This is a genomic window from Massilia sp. Masssp94 (assembly GCF_059491305.1).
This window is the reverse complement of sequence record NZ_CP168501.1, coordinates 3,680,176-3,694,773: the sequence shown is the minus strand read 5'-3', so window position 1 is coordinate 3,694,773 and position 14,598 is coordinate 3,680,176. Positions and strand designations below refer to the sequence as shown.

General features: G+C 67.4%; 17 protein-coding genes. 3 read left to right on the top strand and 14 right to left on the bottom strand.

Translation table 11 applies throughout. The features are described 5' to 3' along the window. Nucleotides 1–26 precede the first annotated feature (26 nt). Together ACEN9G_RS16410 and ACEN9G_RS16405 are read left to right on the top strand one after the other, a co-directional pair. Nucleotides 27–266 carry a hypothetical protein gene (locus tag ACEN9G_RS16410; protein WP_413339237.1) on the top strand — a complete coding sequence of 80 codons (240 nt, stop codon included), beginning with the start codon at nucleotides 27–29 and terminating at the stop codon, nucleotides 264–266. A 16-nt stretch (nucleotides 267–282) separates the two neighbouring features. After that, a complete protein-coding gene (locus tag ACEN9G_RS16405; protein ID WP_483126763.1) occupies nucleotides 283–954 on the top strand; it encodes an HAD-IA family hydrolase in 672 nt (223 codons plus the stop codon). 15 nt (nucleotides 955–969) lie between these two features. Here ACEN9G_RS16405 and ACEN9G_RS16400 read toward each other — a convergent pair whose 3' ends face one another. The 13 genes from ACEN9G_RS16400 to paaA all read right to left on the bottom strand — a co-directional run bounded on the left by ACEN9G_RS16400 (nucleotide 970) and on the right by paaA (nucleotide 13,303). Continuing rightward, a complete protein-coding gene (locus ACEN9G_RS16400) occupies nucleotides 970–1,563 on the bottom strand; it encodes a cupin domain-containing protein (protein WP_413337769.1) in 594 nt (197 codons plus the stop codon). A gap of 42 nt (nucleotides 1,564–1,605) precedes the next feature. Then, complete coding sequence (paaZ, locus tag ACEN9G_RS16395) at nucleotides 1,606–3,657, bottom strand: phenylacetic acid degradation bifunctional protein PaaZ (protein WP_413337768.1); 2,052 nt, start codon at nucleotides 3,655–3,657, stop codon at nucleotides 1,606–1,608. 10 nt (nucleotides 3,658–3,667) lie between these two features. Further along, nucleotides 3,668–4,261 carry a phenylacetic acid degradation protein PaaY gene (gene paaY, locus ACEN9G_RS16390; RefSeq protein WP_413337767.1) on the bottom strand — a complete coding sequence of 198 codons (594 nt, stop codon included), beginning with the start codon at nucleotides 4,259–4,261 and terminating at the stop codon, nucleotides 3,668–3,670. Nucleotides 4,262–4,276: 15 nt separating this feature from the next. After that, on the bottom strand, nucleotides 4,277–5,482 hold the full coding sequence (gene pcaF / locus ACEN9G_RS16385; RefSeq protein ID WP_413337766.1) for a 3-oxoadipyl-CoA thiolase: 1,206 nt from the start codon (nucleotides 5,480–5,482) through the stop codon (nucleotides 4,277–4,279). A 10-nt stretch (nucleotides 5,483–5,492) separates the two neighbouring features. Then, complete coding sequence (gene paaK / locus ACEN9G_RS16380; RefSeq protein WP_413337765.1) at nucleotides 5,493–6,803, bottom strand: phenylacetate--CoA ligase PaaK; 1,311 nt, start codon at nucleotides 6,801–6,803, stop codon at nucleotides 5,493–5,495. Nucleotides 6,804–6,818: 15 nt separating this feature from the next. Next, nucleotides 6,819–7,250: a hydroxyphenylacetyl-CoA thioesterase PaaI gene (gene paaI / locus ACEN9G_RS16375; RefSeq protein ID WP_413337764.1), complete on the bottom strand. Its 432-nt coding sequence runs from the start codon at nucleotides 7,248–7,250 to the stop codon at nucleotides 6,819–6,821. After that, the gene (gene paaH / locus ACEN9G_RS16370; protein ID WP_413337763.1) at nucleotides 7,240–8,730 is read right to left on the bottom strand and encodes a 3-hydroxyacyl-CoA dehydrogenase PaaH; all 1,491 of its coding nucleotides are present in this window, start codon (nucleotides 8,728–8,730) and stop codon (nucleotides 7,240–7,242) included. The genes paaI and paaH overlap by 11 nt, the downstream gene beginning before the upstream one ends. A gap of 2 nt (nucleotides 8,731–8,732) precedes the next feature. After that, nucleotides 8,733–9,524 carry a 2-(1,2-epoxy-1,2-dihydrophenyl)acetyl-CoA isomerase PaaG gene (gene paaG, locus ACEN9G_RS16365; protein ID WP_413337762.1) on the bottom strand — a complete coding sequence of 264 codons (792 nt, stop codon included), beginning with the start codon at nucleotides 9,522–9,524 and terminating at the stop codon, nucleotides 8,733–8,735. Between the two features lie 16 nt (nucleotides 9,525–9,540). Continuing rightward, a complete protein-coding gene (gene paaE / locus ACEN9G_RS16360) occupies nucleotides 9,541–10,620 on the bottom strand; it encodes a 1,2-phenylacetyl-CoA epoxidase subunit PaaE (protein ID WP_413337761.1) in 1,080 nt (359 codons plus the stop codon). A gap of 7 nt (nucleotides 10,621–10,627) precedes the next feature. Next, a complete protein-coding gene (gene paaD / locus ACEN9G_RS16355; RefSeq protein ID WP_413337760.1) occupies nucleotides 10,628–11,155 on the bottom strand; it encodes a 1,2-phenylacetyl-CoA epoxidase subunit PaaD in 528 nt (175 codons plus the stop codon). Then, on the bottom strand, nucleotides 11,155–11,910 hold the full coding sequence (paaC, locus tag ACEN9G_RS16350) for a 1,2-phenylacetyl-CoA epoxidase subunit PaaC (RefSeq protein ID WP_413337759.1): 756 nt from the start codon (nucleotides 11,908–11,910) through the stop codon (nucleotides 11,155–11,157). The genes paaD and paaC overlap by 1 nt, the downstream gene beginning before the upstream one ends. Nucleotides 11,911–11,918: 8 nt before the next feature. Next, nucleotides 11,919–12,203: a 1,2-phenylacetyl-CoA epoxidase subunit PaaB gene (gene paaB / locus ACEN9G_RS16345; RefSeq protein ID WP_036238302.1), complete on the bottom strand. Its 285-nt coding sequence runs from the start codon at nucleotides 12,201–12,203 to the stop codon at nucleotides 11,919–11,921. A gap of 110 nt (nucleotides 12,204–12,313) precedes the next feature. Then, on the bottom strand, nucleotides 12,314–13,303 hold the full coding sequence (paaA, locus tag ACEN9G_RS16340) for a 1,2-phenylacetyl-CoA epoxidase subunit PaaA (RefSeq protein ID WP_413337758.1): 990 nt from the start codon (nucleotides 13,301–13,303) through the stop codon (nucleotides 12,314–12,316). Nucleotides 13,304–13,404: 101 nt separating this feature from the next. Between paaA and paaX the strand changes: the two genes are divergently transcribed. After that, nucleotides 13,405–14,331 carry a phenylacetic acid degradation operon negative regulatory protein PaaX gene (gene paaX / locus ACEN9G_RS16335; RefSeq protein ID WP_413337757.1) on the top strand — a complete coding sequence of 309 codons (927 nt, stop codon included), beginning with the start codon at nucleotides 13,405–13,407 and terminating at the stop codon, nucleotides 14,329–14,331. Here the strand turns inward: paaX and ACEN9G_RS16330 are convergent, their stop codons facing one another. Beyond that, nucleotides 14,332–14,586: a DUF2442 domain-containing protein gene (locus ACEN9G_RS16330; protein WP_413337756.1), complete on the bottom strand. Its 255-nt coding sequence runs from the start codon at nucleotides 14,584–14,586 to the stop codon at nucleotides 14,332–14,334. Nucleotides 14,587–14,598: the final 12 nt, after the last annotated feature.

Below are 14,598 nucleotides of genomic sequence, written 5' to 3'. Positions count from 1 at the left end.
GGTGTCCGCCCTGACGGAGGACACCCATGCAACGCTACGGCAACCAGAACCGCGAATCCGGCGTCGTCGCCTACGACATCGACGCCGGCCAGATCATCGTCCAGTTCAGGAACGGCGACCGCTATCTCTACACGGAAGACAGCGCGGGCGCCGCCAACATCGCGCGGATGCAGGACCTGGCCCGGGCCGGCCGCGGGCTGTCGACCTTTATCAGCCAGCACGTCCACGACCGCTACGCCCGCAAGATCCACTCGCGCCGACTGTAACCCACAAGAAAGATCCATGACTGCAACGCCAGCCCTGCCCCAACGCGATTTTTCCGCCTTCCTGTTCGACATGGACGGCACCATCCTCACTTCCATCAAGGCCGCCGAGCGGGTCTGGGGCGACTGGGCCGCCAGCCACGGGCTCGACGTAGCCGCCTTCCTGCCCACCATCCACGGCAAGCGCACCGAGGAAACCATCCGCGCGCTGGAACTGCCCGGCGTCGATCCGGTAGCGGAAGCCGCGTTCATCACGCGCGCGGAGATCGATGACGTGGCCGGGATCGAAGCCATCGAGGGCGCCGCCGCCTTCATCGCGAGCCTGCCGGCCGAACGCTGGGCCATCGTCACGTCCGCGCCGCGGGCGCTGGCCGAAGCGCGCATCGCCGCGGCCGGCCTGCCGCTGCCGGCCGTGCTGGTGGCCGCCGAGGACGTCGAACGGGGCAAGCCCGCGCCCGATCCTTTCCTGCTGGGCGCGCGCAAGCTGGGCGTGAAACCGGAAGACTGCCTCGTGTTCGAGGACACGCTGGCCGGCCTGCGTTCGGCCGCCGCCGCCGGCATGGACAGCATCGTCGTGACGGTCACCCACGCGCATCCGCTCGACACGGATGTCACCGCGGTCCTCGACTATGCGGACCTGCGCGCCGTGACGACGTCCGACGGCCTGCTGCGCGTACAGCGCCGGGCGTAACGGCGACAGGCGCCGCTAGCGGGGCTCGTCCGGCGCAATGCCGGCCTGCTCCCCGTGGTCGGCCCGGAACACCCGCGGGTCCAGCGTCTTTTCGTCCGTTTCGATGGCTGCGCCTTGCGCCGCAGCCGGCATGGCCGATTTGCGCGTGTCACGCTTGGGATACGGCGTGCCATCGCGGTGGGAATAGCTGTCGGTCTTGCCGTCGTACATGAGGTCGATGTCCGGATACTCGGCCCGGTCCTCCGGAATGCGCGAGCCCACGCACAGGAACAGCGCATTGCCCCAACCCCGGTTGATGAGCTGGTGGCCGTTCGGCCGCCCGGCCGGGAAGGCGGCGCAATCGCCCGCGCGCATCAGGGTCTCGCCTTCGTCCGTGACGAGCGTCAGCTCGCCAGAGACGACCATCACGAATTCGTCCTCGTGGCTGTGCCAGTGGCGCTGCGACGAGGCGGCGCCGGGCAACAGCTCGACGAGGTTGACGCCAAACTGCGTCAGGCCGCCGGCATCGCCCAGCGCCTGCTTGCTGCGGCCGTTGACGGCTTCGGCAAAGGGATCGGGATACCCGGTACCGGTCAGCACGGGAATACTGCTCAGGTCTAGCCGCGACATGGACAACTCCTTATCAGGTTTGCGCGCGGCCTTGGCCCTTCCTCAGCCGCGTTTTTGCACCAGCGTCAGGATATCGTAACTTGCGACGAGTTCGTCGTTCTGATTCGTCACCTGCACGTCCCACGCCACCACGCCCTGCCCGCGCCCCTGGTCGTCCGTGCGGTTGCGGTCGACCTTGCGCTTGCAGGTGAGGCGCGCGCGGATCGTGTCGCCGATCGCCACCGGCGCCACGAAGCGCAGGTTGTCCAGGCCATAGTTCGCCAGCACGGGGCCCGGCGCCGGCGACACGAACAGGCCCGCCGCCGCCGACAGCACGAAGTAGCCGTGCGCGATGCGCTTGCCGAACTGCGTGTCCTTGGCCGCGATCTCGTCGAAGTGCATGTAGAAATAATCGCCCGAGACGCCGCCGAAGTTGACGATGTCCGCCTCGCTGACCGTCCGGCGGTGCGTCAGCAGCGAGTGGCCGATCTCCAGGTCTTCGAAATAGCGCCGGAACGGGTGCACCTCCGATTCCTTGACGGCCGCGCCGCGCACGTATTCGCCCGTGACGGCCGCCAGCATCGTCGGTGAACCTTGCACCGCCGCCCGCTGCAGGAAATGTTTGACCGCGCGGATACCGCCGAGTTCCTCGCCACCGCCGGCGCGGCCCGGGCCGCCATGCTTGAGCATCGGCAACGGCGAGCCGTGGCCCGTCGAGTCCACGGCCGCGACGCGGTCGAGGATGTGCACGCGGCCGTGCGACGCCGCCGCGACGGGCACCGCATGCGCCGCGATGGCCGGGTCCTTCGTCACCAGCGTGGTCACGAGGCTGCCCTTGCCGCGCGCGGCCAGCGCCAGCGCTTCGTCGATGTCGCGGTAGGTCATCATCGTGCTGACGGGGCCGAACGCCTCGATGTCGTGCACGGCGTCGTTGGTCATGCCGTTGCGGCACAGCAGCAAGGTGGGCGCGAAGAACGCGCCGGCAGCAACGCCTTCGCCGACGGGATTGAAACCGTCGCGGGCGCTGAACAGCACCTCGTTGCCGCGCGCAAGCATCTCGACGCGCTCGCTGACGTCGCGCTGCTGGTCCAGCGACGCCAATGCCCCCATGCGCACGCCCTCGACCTTCGGATTGCCGACGACGATCTTCGCGAGGCGCGCGCGCAGGCGCTCGCCGACGACGTCCGCCAGGTGTTCGGGCACGATCACACGGCGGATCGCCGTGCACTTCTGGCCCGCCTTGCCCGTCATCTCGCGCGCCACTTCCTTGACGAACAGGTCCATTTCCTCGTCATCGGGCGTGACGTCCGGCGCGAGGATGGCGGCGTTCAGCGAATCGGCCTCCGCCGTGAACGGCACGGATTCGCGGATCAGGTTCGCGTTGCCGCGCAGCTTGGCAGCCGTGTCGGCGGACCCGGTGAACGTCACGGCATCGAAGCCGCTCAGGCGGTCCAGCAGGTCGCCCGTCGAGCCGATGACGAGCTGCAGGCAGCCCTCCGGCAGCAGTTCCGACTCCATCATCATCTTGACCACCGCATGCGTGAGATAGCTGGTGGCGGTGGCCGGCTTGGCGATGCAGGGCATCGCGGCGAGGAAGCTCGGCGCGAATTTCTCCAGCAGGCCCCAGATCGGGAAATTGAAAGCGTTGATGTGGACGGCGACGCCGCCACGCGGCACGAGGATGTGCGTGCCCGCGAAGCCGCCCCGCTTGCCGAGCGCCATGGCCGGCCCTTCGTGCAGCACGTTCGACGACGGCAGCTCGCGCCCGCCGATGCCGGCATACGCGAACAGCGTGCCGATGCCGCCCTCGACGTCCACCCAGCTGTCCGGCCGCGTGGCACCCGTCAGGTGCGAGACCTCGTACAGTTCTTCCTTCCGCTCCATCAGGTAAGCCGCCAGGGCTTTCAGGCGCTGGGCGCGCTTCTGGAAGTCCATCTGCATCAGCGCCTGCACGCCCGTCTTGCGGGCATACGTGACGGCTTCGCCGAAGTCGATACTGTCGGCGTGCGTGTGGTAGATCAGCTGGTTGTCCAGGGCGCTGTGCAGCGGCTGGTGCGCTTCGGTGCCGAGCCAGCGGCCGGCGATCAGGCTTTGCAGGGTGGTTGGGGTGTGCATCCTCGTCTCCTTATGTCTTTGGCTTGTGCGGCTCGTCGAACACGATGCGCGGCCGGTCCGGTTCCGCCTCCGTGTACGCCTCGACTTCGCGCATCGTCTTCGTCGACCTGACGTTCAGGTCGTGGTACTGCCGCGTGCCATAGCTCTTCCACGCGATCTCTTCGTCCGACACGGCCCGCACGATCTTCGCCGGCGCGCCCAGCACGAGGCTGCGCGGCGGGATCACCATGCCCGCCTTCACGAACGCCGCCGCGCCCACGATGGATTCCGCGCCGACGACGGCCTTGTCCATCACGACCGCATTCATCCCGACCATCGCGTTCCTTCCCACGCGGCAGCCGTGCAGCACGGCGCCGTGGCCGATGTGGCCGTCCACTTCGACGACCGTGTCGTCTTCCGGAAAGCCATGCATCACGCACGTGTCCTGCACGTTCGCGCCCTCTTCCAGGATCAGCCGCCCGAAGTCGCCGCGCAGCGACGCCAGCGGCCCGACATAGCAGCGCGGACCGACGATCACGTCGCCGATCAGCACCGCCGTCGGGTGCACGTACGCGGTCGGGTGCACGACGGGACGCAGTCCGTCGATTTCATAGACTTTCACCATGACGTTCTCTCTTCCTTACACGCGTTCCACGATCATTGCGATGCCTTGACCGACGCCAATGCACATCGTGCACAGCGCATAGCGGCCACCCGTGCGATGCAACTGATTGACGGCCGCCGTCACGAGCCGCGCGCCCGATGCGCCCAGCGGATGGCCGATGGCGATCGCGCCGCCGTTCGGATTCACGTGCTCGGCGTCGTCCGGCAGCCCCAGGTCGCGCAGCACGGCCAGGCCCTGCGACGCGAACGCTTCGTTCAGTTCGATCACATCCATCTGGCCGATGCTCAGGCCCGTCATGGCCAACAGTTTCTTCGTCGCGGGCGCGGGGCCGAAGCCCATGATGCGCGGCGCCAGGCCCACCGTCGTCATGCCGACGATGCGGGCACGCGGCGTCAGCCCGAATTTATCGATAGCCGCACCGGATGCCACCAGCACCGCACAGGCGCCGTCGTTGACGCCGGACGCGTTGCCCGCCGTGACCGTGCCGTCCGGCGTCACGACGCCTTTCAGACGGGCCAGCGATTCCAGGGTCGTTTCCGGGCGCGGGTGCTCGTCCGTGTCGAATACACGCGCATTACCTTTCTTGTCATGCAAGGTCACGGGCAAGATCTCGTCCTTGAACACGCCGGCCGCCTGTGCCGCCGCCCAGCGCTGCTGGCTGCGCAGCGCGAACGCATCCTGGTCGCCGCGCGCGATGCCGAAGTCGCGCGCCACGTTTTCCGCCGTCTCCGGCATCGAGTCGATGCCGTATTGCGCCTTCATCTTCGGGTTCACGAAGCGCCAGCCGATCGTCGTGTCCTCGATCTTCGTCGTGCGCGAAAACGCGCTGTCCGCCTTGGCCATCACGAACGGCGCGCGCGTCATGCTCTCGACGCCACCGGCAATGACCAGGTTCGCCTCGCCCGCGCGGATGGCGCGCGCGGCGCTGCCGACGGCATCCAGGCTGGAGCCGCACAGGCGGTTGATCGTGGAACCCGGCACAGACGGCGGCAGGCCCGCGAGCAGCGCGGCCATGCGCGCGACATTGCGGTTGTCCTCCCCGGCGCCGTTCGCGCAGCCGTACAGGACGTCGTCGACCCGCGCCCAGTCCACACCTGGATTGCGGGCGATGAGCGCGGCGATCGGCAGCGCGGCCAGGTCGTCCGCACGCATGCCGGACAGGGCGCCGCCGAAGCGGCCGAACGGGGTGCGGATGGCGTCGACGATGAATGCATCGGTCATTGGAATCTCCTCAGTTGTTCTTGGGCCGCTTGTCGACCACGCGGCGCGCCTTGCCCGTCAGCGAGCGTTCGATGCCTTGCGCGGGCAGCAGGGTGACGGTCGTCGTCACGCCGATATACGTCTTGATGCGGTGCTGCAGCTCGCGGGCCAGCGCATCCACGCTGTCGGCACCCTCTTCGCGCAGCTCGCAATGGACGGCCAGCGCGTCGAGGTGGCCGTCGCGCGTGACGACGAGCTGGTAGTGCGGCGCCAGCGCCGGCATCTGCAGGATCTGTTCCTCGACCTGGCTGGGGAACACGTTCACGCCGCGGATGATCAGCATGTCGTCCGAACGGCCGTTGATGCGGCCCATGCGGCGCATCGAGCGTGCCGTGGGCGGCAGCAGTTTCGTGAGATCGCGCGTGCGGTAACGGATGATCGGCAGCGCTTCCTTCGTCAGCGACGTGAACACGAGCTCGCCCTCTTTCCCGTCCGGCAGCACCTCGCCCGTGTCCGGGTCGATGATCTCGGGGTAGAAGTGATCCTCCCAGATCACGGGGCCGTCCTTGCTTTCGATGCATTCGCCGGCGACGCCGGGGCCCATCACTTCCGACAGGCCATAGATGTCGACGGCGTCGATGCCGGCGCGTTCCTCGATCTCGCGGCGCATGGCGTCCGTCCACGGCTCGGCGCCGAAAATGCCGACCTTGAGCGACGACGCGGCCGGATCGAGGCCCTGGCGCCTGAATTCCTCGACGATGTTCAGCATGTACGACGGCGTCACCATGATGATCGAAGGCTTGAAGTCCTGGATCAGCTGGACCTGCTTTTCCGTCTGCCCGCCCGACATCGGCACGACCGTGCAGCCGAGACGCTCGGCGCCGTAGTGGGCACCGAGGCCGCCCGTGAACAGGCCATAGCCGTAGGCGATGTGCACCATGTCGCCAGGCCGCCCGCCCGCCGCGCGGATCGAGCGGGCGACGACGCCGGCCCAAGTGTCGATGTCACGCTGCGTGTAGCCGACGACGGTCGGCTTGCCCGTCGTGCCGGACGACGCGTGCACGCGCACGACCTGCTCGCGCGGCACGGCGAACAGGCCGAACGGATAATTGTCGCGCAGCGTCTTCTTGTCCGTGAACGGGAATTTCGCCAGGTCGGCCAGCGTTTTCAGGTCGTCCGGATGCACGCCCGCCTCGTCGAACGCGCGGCGGTAGTGCGGCACGTTGTCGTAGGCGTGCCTCAGGCTCCACTTCAGCCGTTCCAGTTGCAGGGCCTGCAGTTCGGCGCGGCTGGCGCGCTCGATCGGATCCAGCTCGCCCGGTTGCGGAATGCGTTGCACCATCGTTGTCTCCTCCGTTTATAGTTCGACGACGTGGCCCGCGACGCGATGCGACTTCCCGCGGAACAGCGCGACCTTGCGCCCGTCCTGGTCCGTCACGACGACGTCGTAGACCCCCGTCTTGCCGGCCAGCGCCTGCTCGACCGCTTCGGCCACGAGCACGTCGCCCGCGCGGCCCGGCGCGAGGTAGTCGATCGTGCAGCCGGCACCCACGGTATTCAAATTGTGCGAATTACAGGCGAAGGCGAACGCGCTGTCGGCCAGCATGAAGATGTAGCCGCCGTGGCAGGTGCCGTGGCCGTTCAGCATGTCCTCGCGCACCCGCATGCGCATGCGCGCGTAGCCGGGGCGGATGGCGTCGAGCGTCATGCCCAGCGCCTGGCTGGCCGCATCGCGTTCATACATCGTCTTGCCGGCCAGTTCGGCCAGCGCTTGCGGATCATTGGGCATGGATGCGGGCTCCGGCGGGATTGGCGGCGAGCTTGCGGCGCAGCAGCGGCGACACGCGGTAGCGGTCCTCGCCATACGTCGCACCAAGGTTGGCCAGCACGGTGAACACATGACGCAGGCCGATCGCATCGGCCCACGCCAGCGGACCGCGCGGGTAGTTCACGCCCTTCTGCATCGCGATGTCGACGGCCGCCGCCGAGCACACGCCCTGGTTGACGGCATCGAGCGCTTCGTTGGCCAGCATGACGACGGTGCGCATCACGGCCATGCCCGGCACGTCGTCGAGGCGCGTCACCGTGAAGCCGGCCTGCTGGAACAGGCCGACGGCGGCGTTCCACGCGACGGCGCTGCACTGGTCCGCGCTGGCCAGCGCGATGCGCGTGGCCTTGGCCGGGTCGAGCAGCAGGTCGAACAGGATCGTGTCCGGGCGGCCTTCATCCGCTGCACGCTGCGTGGCGCTGCGGCCGTCGGTCAGGAAGATCGTGGCGGGGCCCTCGGCCACGTGCAGGCGCTCTTTCAGGGCTTGGGTCACCGGATCGGCGCCGCCAAGCGTTGCGTGTTCGGCCCCTTGCTGCGCGGGCTCCGCCTGCGCCTGCGGCGGCGCCACATCATCGCCGTAGCGGTAGAAGCCGCGGCCCGTCTTGCGCCCCAGGAAACCGGCATTCACCAGCTCCTGCTGCACGACGGACGGCGCGAAGCGCGGGTCGCCGTAATAGGCGTTGAACACGGATTGCGTGACCGAATAATTGACGTCGTGGCCGATCAGGTCCATCAGCTCGAAGGGGCCCATGCGGAACCCGCCGCAGTCGCGCATCACGGCATCGATCGTGGCCGGATCGGCAGCCCGTTCCAGCAGCAGGCGCAGCGCCTCCGCATAATAAGGGCGCGCCACGCGGTTGACGATGAAGCCCGGCGTGGACTTCGCGTGCACAGGGTTCTTGCCCCAGGCCGCGGCCGTCGCATAGACCGTGTCGGCGACGGCCTTGTCGGTGGCCACGCCGGAGATCACTTCCACGAGCGCCATCAGCGGTACGGGATTGAAGAAGTGCATGCCGACGAGGCGTTCGGGGCGCTTCAATGTCGCACCGATCGCGGTGACGGAAATCGACGACGTGTTCGTGGCGAGGATGCAGTCCGGCCCGACGATGCCTTCCAGGTCGGCGAACAGCGCACGCTTGGCGTCGAGGTCCTCCACGATGGCTTCGACCACCAGCGCGGCATCCTTCGCTTCATCGAGCGAGCGCGTCGCGTGGATGCGCTCGCGCGCGAGATCCGCTTCCGCCGCGCCCATGCGGCCTTTTTCGACGAGCCGCGCGAGCGCCTTGCCGATCCCGGCGATGGCCTTTTCGACGGCCTCCGGGCGCGTATCGAACAGCCGCACGGTGTGCCCGGCGACGGCCGCCACCTGGGCGATGCCGGAGCCCATCGCGCCGCTTCCGACGACGGCGACGACGCTGTTTTTCTCCAATGCCTGGGCCATGCTTACTCCCCCTTGAACGCGGGCTGGCGCTTGGCGATGAACGCGGCGACGCCTTCCCGGTAATCATGGCTGTAGCCCAGTTCGCGCATCATCTCCGCTTCCAGTTGCAGCTGCTGTTCCAGCGTATTGCCCCAGCTTTCCAGCATCGCCCGCTTCGTGAATGCGAGACCCTTCGTCGGCGCCGTGGCGAAGTGGCGGGCCAGTGCCAGCGCTTCGTCCATCAGCGACTCGTCCGGTACGCAGCGCCAGATCAGGCCCCATTGTTCGGCCTTCTCGGCCGGCAGCTTGTCGCCCAGCAGGGCGAGACCCATGGCACGCGCGGGACCGAGCAGCCGGGGCAAGGCCCACGTGCCGCCCGTGTCCGGGATCAGGCCCAATTTGCAGAACGCTTCGATGAACGATGCCGACTGTGCCGCCAGCACGATGTCGCACGCGAGCGCCAGGTTGGCGCCGGCGCCGGCGGCCACGCCGTTGACGGCGCAGATCACGGGCAGCGGCAGGCTTTTCAGCGTGAGCACGAGCGGGGCATAGAATTTTTCGACGGATTCGCCCAGGTCGACGCCCGGCGCGCCCGGCTCCACGGCGCGGTCGTTCAGGTCCTGGCCGGCGCAGAAGCCACGGCCGGCCCCCGTCAGCAGCAGCACGCGCACGGTCTTGTCTTCCTCCACGCGCTTCAACGCGTCACGCACCTCCAGGTGCATCGCCTGTGTGAAGCTGTTGAGGCGCTCGGGGCGGTTCAGGGTCAGTGTCGCGATGCCGGCGTCGATCGTGAACAGGATGGATTCGTAGGTCATGCGTGTCTCCTCGTTTTTATTCCACGACGTCGAAATCGACGACGACCTTGTCCGTCACCGGGAAGCTCTGGCAGCTCAGCACGAAGCCGCGCGCGACCTCGTAGTCTTCCAGCGCGTAGTTGACGTCCATGTCGACCTGCCCCTCGCGCACCTTGCAGCGGCACGTCGAGCACACGCCGCCCTTGCACGAGTAGCGCATGTCGATGCCTGCGCGCAGGCCGGCGTCGAGGAGCGATTCCTTGTCGCGGTCCATCGTGAAACTGACATGGTTGCCGTCCATGATCACGGTCACTTCCGTGTGGTGCTGCGTCTCGCCGGCGGCCTGGCGGCGCGGCTTGCGCGGCTCTTGCGCGGCGACGGCGGCGAACAGCTCGATGCGGATGCGCTCCTTCGGCATGCCCGCTTCCTGCAGCGCGGCGGACACGCCATGCATCATGTCTTCCGGACCGCAGACGAACGCGTAGTCGACGTCTTCCACGCGCAGCCAGCGCTGGAACAGCTGGCGGCATTTGTCCTGCGTGATGCGGCCGTTGAACAGCTCGATGTCCTGCTGCTCGCGGCTCATCACGTAGACGAGGTTCAGGCGTTCCAGGTATTGGTCCTTCAGCTCGGCCAGCTCGTCGCGGAAGATCACGGACGACGACGCGCGGTTCCCGTACAACACGGTGAAGCGGCTGTGCGGCTCGGCGATCAGGGTCGTCTTGACGATGGAAAGGATCGGCGTAATGCCGCTGCCGGCCGCGAAGGCCAGGTAGTGGCGGCGGCTCTCGGGTTCCAGCGGCAGGTTGAAGCGGCCTTCCGGCGGCATCACGTCGAGCGTGACGCCGGGCCGGATGCACTCGTTGGCCCAGGTCGAGAACAGGCCGCCTTGCACGCGCTTGATGGCGACGCGCAGCTTGTCGTCCTGCACGGCCGAGCAGATCGAATAGGAGCGGCGCACGTCCTCGCCGTCGATCATCGCGCGCACTGTCAGATGCTGGCCCTGGCGGTAACGGAAGGCCTCGCGCAGCGGCGGCGGGACGTCGAACGTGACGGCGATCGCGTCGCGCGTCTCGTGCTTCACGTGCACCACGGTCAATGGGTAGAACTTGCTCATGTGGGCCTCAATGGCATTTGAAGTAGTCGAACGGCTCGCGGCAATCGAGGCACTGGTACAGCGCCTTGCATGGGGTCGAGCCGAACTGGCTGGTGAGACGGGTGTGCATCGAGCCGCAGTGCGGGCAGGCCACGTCGGGCTGCTGGATCGCATGGCGCTTCACGCCGCGCGCCAGGCCGCTGATGTCGATCACCTGCTGCACCGGCGGCGCGATGCCGTAGCCCTTCAGCGCGGCCTTGCCGGCATCGCTCATCCAGTCCGTCGTCCATGCGGGCGACAACCGGGTGACGATGCGCAGGCGGTCCACGCCGCGTGCACGCAAGGCCTTGCCGATGTCCTCGGCGATGACTTCCATCGCGGGGCAGCCGGAATACGTCGGGGTGATCGTGACGACGCATTCGCCGTCGTCGGCCACCGCCACATCGCGCACGATGCCCAGGTCCACGACGGAGATCACGGGAATCTCCGGATCCGGGACCTCGCCCAGCCAGGACCAGACCCGGTCGGCCGTGATCGGTGACGCGGCCGCGGTCATCACCATTCCACGCCCGGATAGGCGCGCTGCAGGAACTGCATCTCGGCGAGGATGTAGCCGAAGCGCTCCGTGTGCCGGCCCTGCTTGCCGCCGCGCTGGACATAGGCATCCACGGGCGGCATCGTCAGCGTCGCCTCAATCAGCACCTCGGCCACGTGGGCCAGGAATGCATCGCGCAGCGGCTCCGCGGCCGGAGCCACGCCCTGCGCGACCATCGCCAGGTCGACGTCGTCGTAGATGAACATCTCGCCGGCGTAGGTCCATAGTTCGTCGAGCGCGTCCTGCATCTTGCGGTGGCTGACATCCGTGCCGTCGCCCAGGCGCACGACGAGGTCGCCGCTGCGGCGCAGGTGATACGTCACTTCCTTGATCGATTTTTCCGCGATCTCTCCGATGCGGCGGTCGCTGGACGACAACAGGCCGCGCATCAGGAAGTAGTGCCACGTATCGAACAGGAACTGGCGCGTCAGCGTCTGCGCGTAGTCGCCGTTCGGCTGTTCGACGAGCAGGCAGTTGCGGAAGTCGCGGGTGTCGCGCAGGTAGGCGAGGCGGTCCTCGTCGCGGCCGTGGCCTTCGATCTCGCCCGCATACGTGAGCCACATGCGGGTCTGGCCCAGCAGGTCGAGGGCGACGTTGGTCAGCGCCATGTCTTCTTCCAGCGCCGGGCCCTTGCCGCACAGCTGCGACAACTGCTGCGACAGGATCAAGGCATTGTCGCCCTGGCGCAGGAGGTATTCGAACTTGTTCGCGTCCATGACGCCGCTCACAGGTTCTTGACGTCTTCCGGCATCGGGAAGAACGTCGGGTGGCGGTAGACCTTGCTGTTCGACGGCTCGAACAGCGCGTCCTTGTCGGCCGGACTGGACGCGACGATGTCGGCGGCCTTCACCACCCAGATCGACACGCCTTCGTTGCGGCGCGTGTAGACGTCGCGCGCATTGTTGATCGCCATCTCGGCATCCGGCGCGTGCAGGCTGCCCACGTGCTTGTGGGCGAGGCCGTGCTGGCTACGGATGAAGACTTCCCACAGGGGCCATTCCTTGCTCATTGCTGTCTCCATTAGAGCCGTCGTCCCCGCGGAAGCGGGGATCCATGCTGAATCGGCTTCGGATGCTCAGTATGGATTCCCGCGTGCGCGGGAATGACGGAGGTGAATTGTTATGCGGCGGCCTTCTTTGCGGCCTGCTTGTCCGCGTGCGCGACGAGCGCCTCGCGGAACCATGCGCCATCCTCGTACGCCTTCACGCGCGTACGCAGCCGGTCCTTGTTGCACGGCCCGTTGCCCTTGAGGACGTTATAAAACTCTTCCCAGTCGATCTCGCCGAAATCGTAATGGCCCCGCTCCTCGTTCCATTTGAGGTCCGGATCGGGAATGGTGAGGCCGAGGAATTCGGCCTGGGGCACGGTCTGGTCGACCATGCGCTGGCGCAGCTCGTCGTTCGAGAACAGCTTGATGCGCCAGGCGGTCGACTGGGCACTGTTGACGGATTCCGCGTCGGACGGGCCGAACATCATCAGGGAAGGCCACCACCAGCGGTCGAGGGCATCCTGCGCCATCGCCTTCTGCTCGGGGGTGCCCTGCGCAAGCTTCATCATGATGTCGTAGCCCTGGCGCGCGTGGAACGACTCTTCCTTGCACACGCGGATCATCGCGCGGGCATACGGACCGTACGAGCAGCGGCACAGCGGAATCTGGTTGATGATCGCGGAGCCGTCCACCAGCCAGCCGATGGCGCCGATGTCGGCCCAGGTCAGGGTCGGGTAATTGAAGATGCTCGAGTACTTGGCCTTGCCCGAGTGCAGCGCGGCCAGCAGTTCGTCGCGCGACACGCCCAGCGTCTCGGCCGCGCTGTACAGGTACAGCCCGTGGCCGGCCTCGTCCTGGATCTTCGCCAGCAAAATCGATTTGCGCTTCAGCGTGGGCGCGCGCGTCACCCAATTACCCTCCGGCAGCTGGCCGACGATCTCGGAATGCGCGTGCTGGGAAATCTGGCGGATCAGCGTCTTGCGGTACGCCTCGGGCATCCAGTCCTTGGCTTCGATCTTCACGCCGGCGTCGATGCGCGCCTGGAACGCCTGCTCTTCCTCGCTCATGTCGGCGCGGGTCTGGACCTGTTTCAGGCCGGTTTCAACCATCTGGGCATACATGGCTGGTCTCCCTGGGTTCTGTGTCGATTCATAATACGATACAAGAATAGCGATGTATAGCGAAATTTTGAATCATATTGAGACCGGGTAAAATCGCCGTCATGACCGAATCCAGCAGCCATCAGTGGATCGCCCACTTCCTCGGCACCGACCCGCCGCGTTCCAAATCCCTCGTGATGACGATCTTCGGCGACGCCATCGCGCCGCATGGCGGCAGCCTGTGGCTGGGCAGCCTGATCGAGCTGGTGGCGCCGCTCGGCGTCACGGACCGGCTCGTGCGCACGAGCGTGTTCCGGCTCGTGCAGGAAGGCTGGCTCGTCGCGAATCGTGAAGGCCGGCGCAGCAGCTATGCGCTGCAGCCCGACGCCGCGCCCCGCTTCGCGCGCGCCAACCGCCGTATCTACGCGCCGCCCGGCATCGACTGGGACGGCCGCTGGACCCTGCTGCTCGCGCCCAACGGCAGCATCGACACCGCCCTGCGCGCGGCCGTGCGCAAGGAACTCGAATGGGAAGGCTTCGCCATGCTGGCGCCGGGCCTGCTGGCGCATCCTGCGGCCGACCCGGACGGCGTGGCGGAGGTGCTGCGGCGCGTGGAGGGCGGCGGCAAGATCTTCGTCTGCGCCGCGACGGAACTGCCGGGCGTCGGCGCGCGGCCGCTGGCGGAGCTGGTGCGCGAAGGGTGGAATTTGTCCGCCGTCGTGGCGGGCTACCGCCGTTTCATCGATCAGTTCACGCCGCTGCTCGACGTGCTGCGCAACGAACCAGCGCCGGATCCGCAACTCGCCTTCACCATGCGCACCCTGCTGATCCATGCGTACCGCCGTGTCCAGTTGCACGATCCGATGCTGCCGCTCGCGCTGCTGCCACAACCGTGGCCGGGGTCGGAGGCGTATACGCTGGCGCAGGCGATCTACCGCCTCGTGTGGGCACCGGCCGAACGGCATCTGATGGACGTGCTGCGGCGCGAGGATGCGGCCGCGCCGGCGGCGGATGCGGGGCTGGCCGAACGGTTCGGCGGGCTGGGCTGATCAGCAATCCAGCGCAAACTGCGCCGCCGCCATCGGATGACGGATGCGGTCCAGCGCCAGTTCCAGGTCGAGCCCCGGCCAGTACAGGCATTCCCCGCCCAGGGGCTGGATATGGCACAACTGCGCCACGGTGGCGTGCTCGAACCAGGGGAACAGCGCGAACGGCACATAGAGCTCTTCGTCGCGCCAGCGCAGCCAGAAGCCGCGCCGGTCGATGGTCGTGATTTCCGGCCGCGCCACATGGATAGTCATCATGTTCCCTCCCCC

Bases quoted from the DNA above. Each gene is read 5' to 3' on its own strand.
- paaX (WP_413337757.1), top strand. From the start codon at position 13,405: ATGACCGAATCCAGCAGCCATCAGTGGATCGCCCACTTCCTCGGCACC.
- ACEN9G_RS16330 (WP_413337756.1), bottom strand. From the start codon at position 14,586: ATGATGACTATCCATGTGGCGCGGCCGGAAATCACGACCATCGACCGG.
- paaK (WP_413337765.1), bottom strand. From the start codon at position 6,803: ATGGTGCAACGCATTCCGCAACCGGGCGAGCTGGATCCGATCGAGCGC.
- paaA (WP_413337758.1), bottom strand. From the start codon at position 13,303: ATGTATGCCCAGATGGTTGAAACCGGCCTGAAACAGGTCCAGACCCGC.
- pcaF (WP_413337766.1), bottom strand. From the start codon at position 5,482: ATGACCGATGCATTCATCGTCGACGCCATCCGCACCCCGTTCGGCCGC.
- paaH (WP_413337763.1), bottom strand. From the start codon at position 8,730: ATGGCCCAGGCATTGGAGAAAAACAGCGTCGTCGCCGTCGTCGGAAGC.
- paaZ (WP_413337768.1), bottom strand. From the start codon at position 3,657: ATGCACACCCCAACCACCCTGCAAAGCCTGATCGCCGGCCGCTGGCTC.
- ACEN9G_RS16405 (WP_483126763.1), top strand. From the start codon at position 283: ATGACTGCAACGCCAGCCCTGCCCCAACGCGATTTTTCCGCCTTCCTG.
- ACEN9G_RS16400 (WP_413337769.1), bottom strand. From the start codon at position 1,563: ATGTCGCGGCTAGACCTGAGCAGTATTCCCGTGCTGACCGGTACCGGG.
- paaE (WP_413337761.1), bottom strand. From the start codon at position 10,620: ATGAGCAAGTTCTACCCATTGACCGTGGTGCACGTGAAGCACGAGACG.
- paaC (WP_413337759.1), bottom strand. From the start codon at position 11,910: ATGGACGCGAACAAGTTCGAATACCTCCTGCGCCAGGGCGACAATGCC.
- paaD (WP_413337760.1), bottom strand. From the start codon at position 11,155: ATGACCGCGGCCGCGTCACCGATCACGGCCGACCGGGTCTGGTCCTGG.
- paaB (WP_036238302.1), bottom strand. From the start codon at position 12,203: ATGAGCAAGGAATGGCCCCTGTGGGAAGTCTTCATCCGTAGCCAGCAC.
- paaI (WP_413337764.1), bottom strand. From the start codon at position 7,250: ATGCCCAATGATCCGCAAGCGCTGGCCGAACTGGCCGGCAAGACGATG.
- paaG (WP_413337762.1), bottom strand. From the start codon at position 9,524: ATGACCTACGAATCCATCCTGTTCACGATCGACGCCGGCATCGCGACA.
- paaY (WP_413337767.1), bottom strand. From the start codon at position 4,261: ATGGTGAAAGTCTATGAAATCGACGGACTGCGTCCCGTCGTGCACCCG.
- ACEN9G_RS16410 (WP_413339237.1), top strand. From the start codon at position 27: ATGCAACGCTACGGCAACCAGAACCGCGAATCCGGCGTCGTCGCCTAC.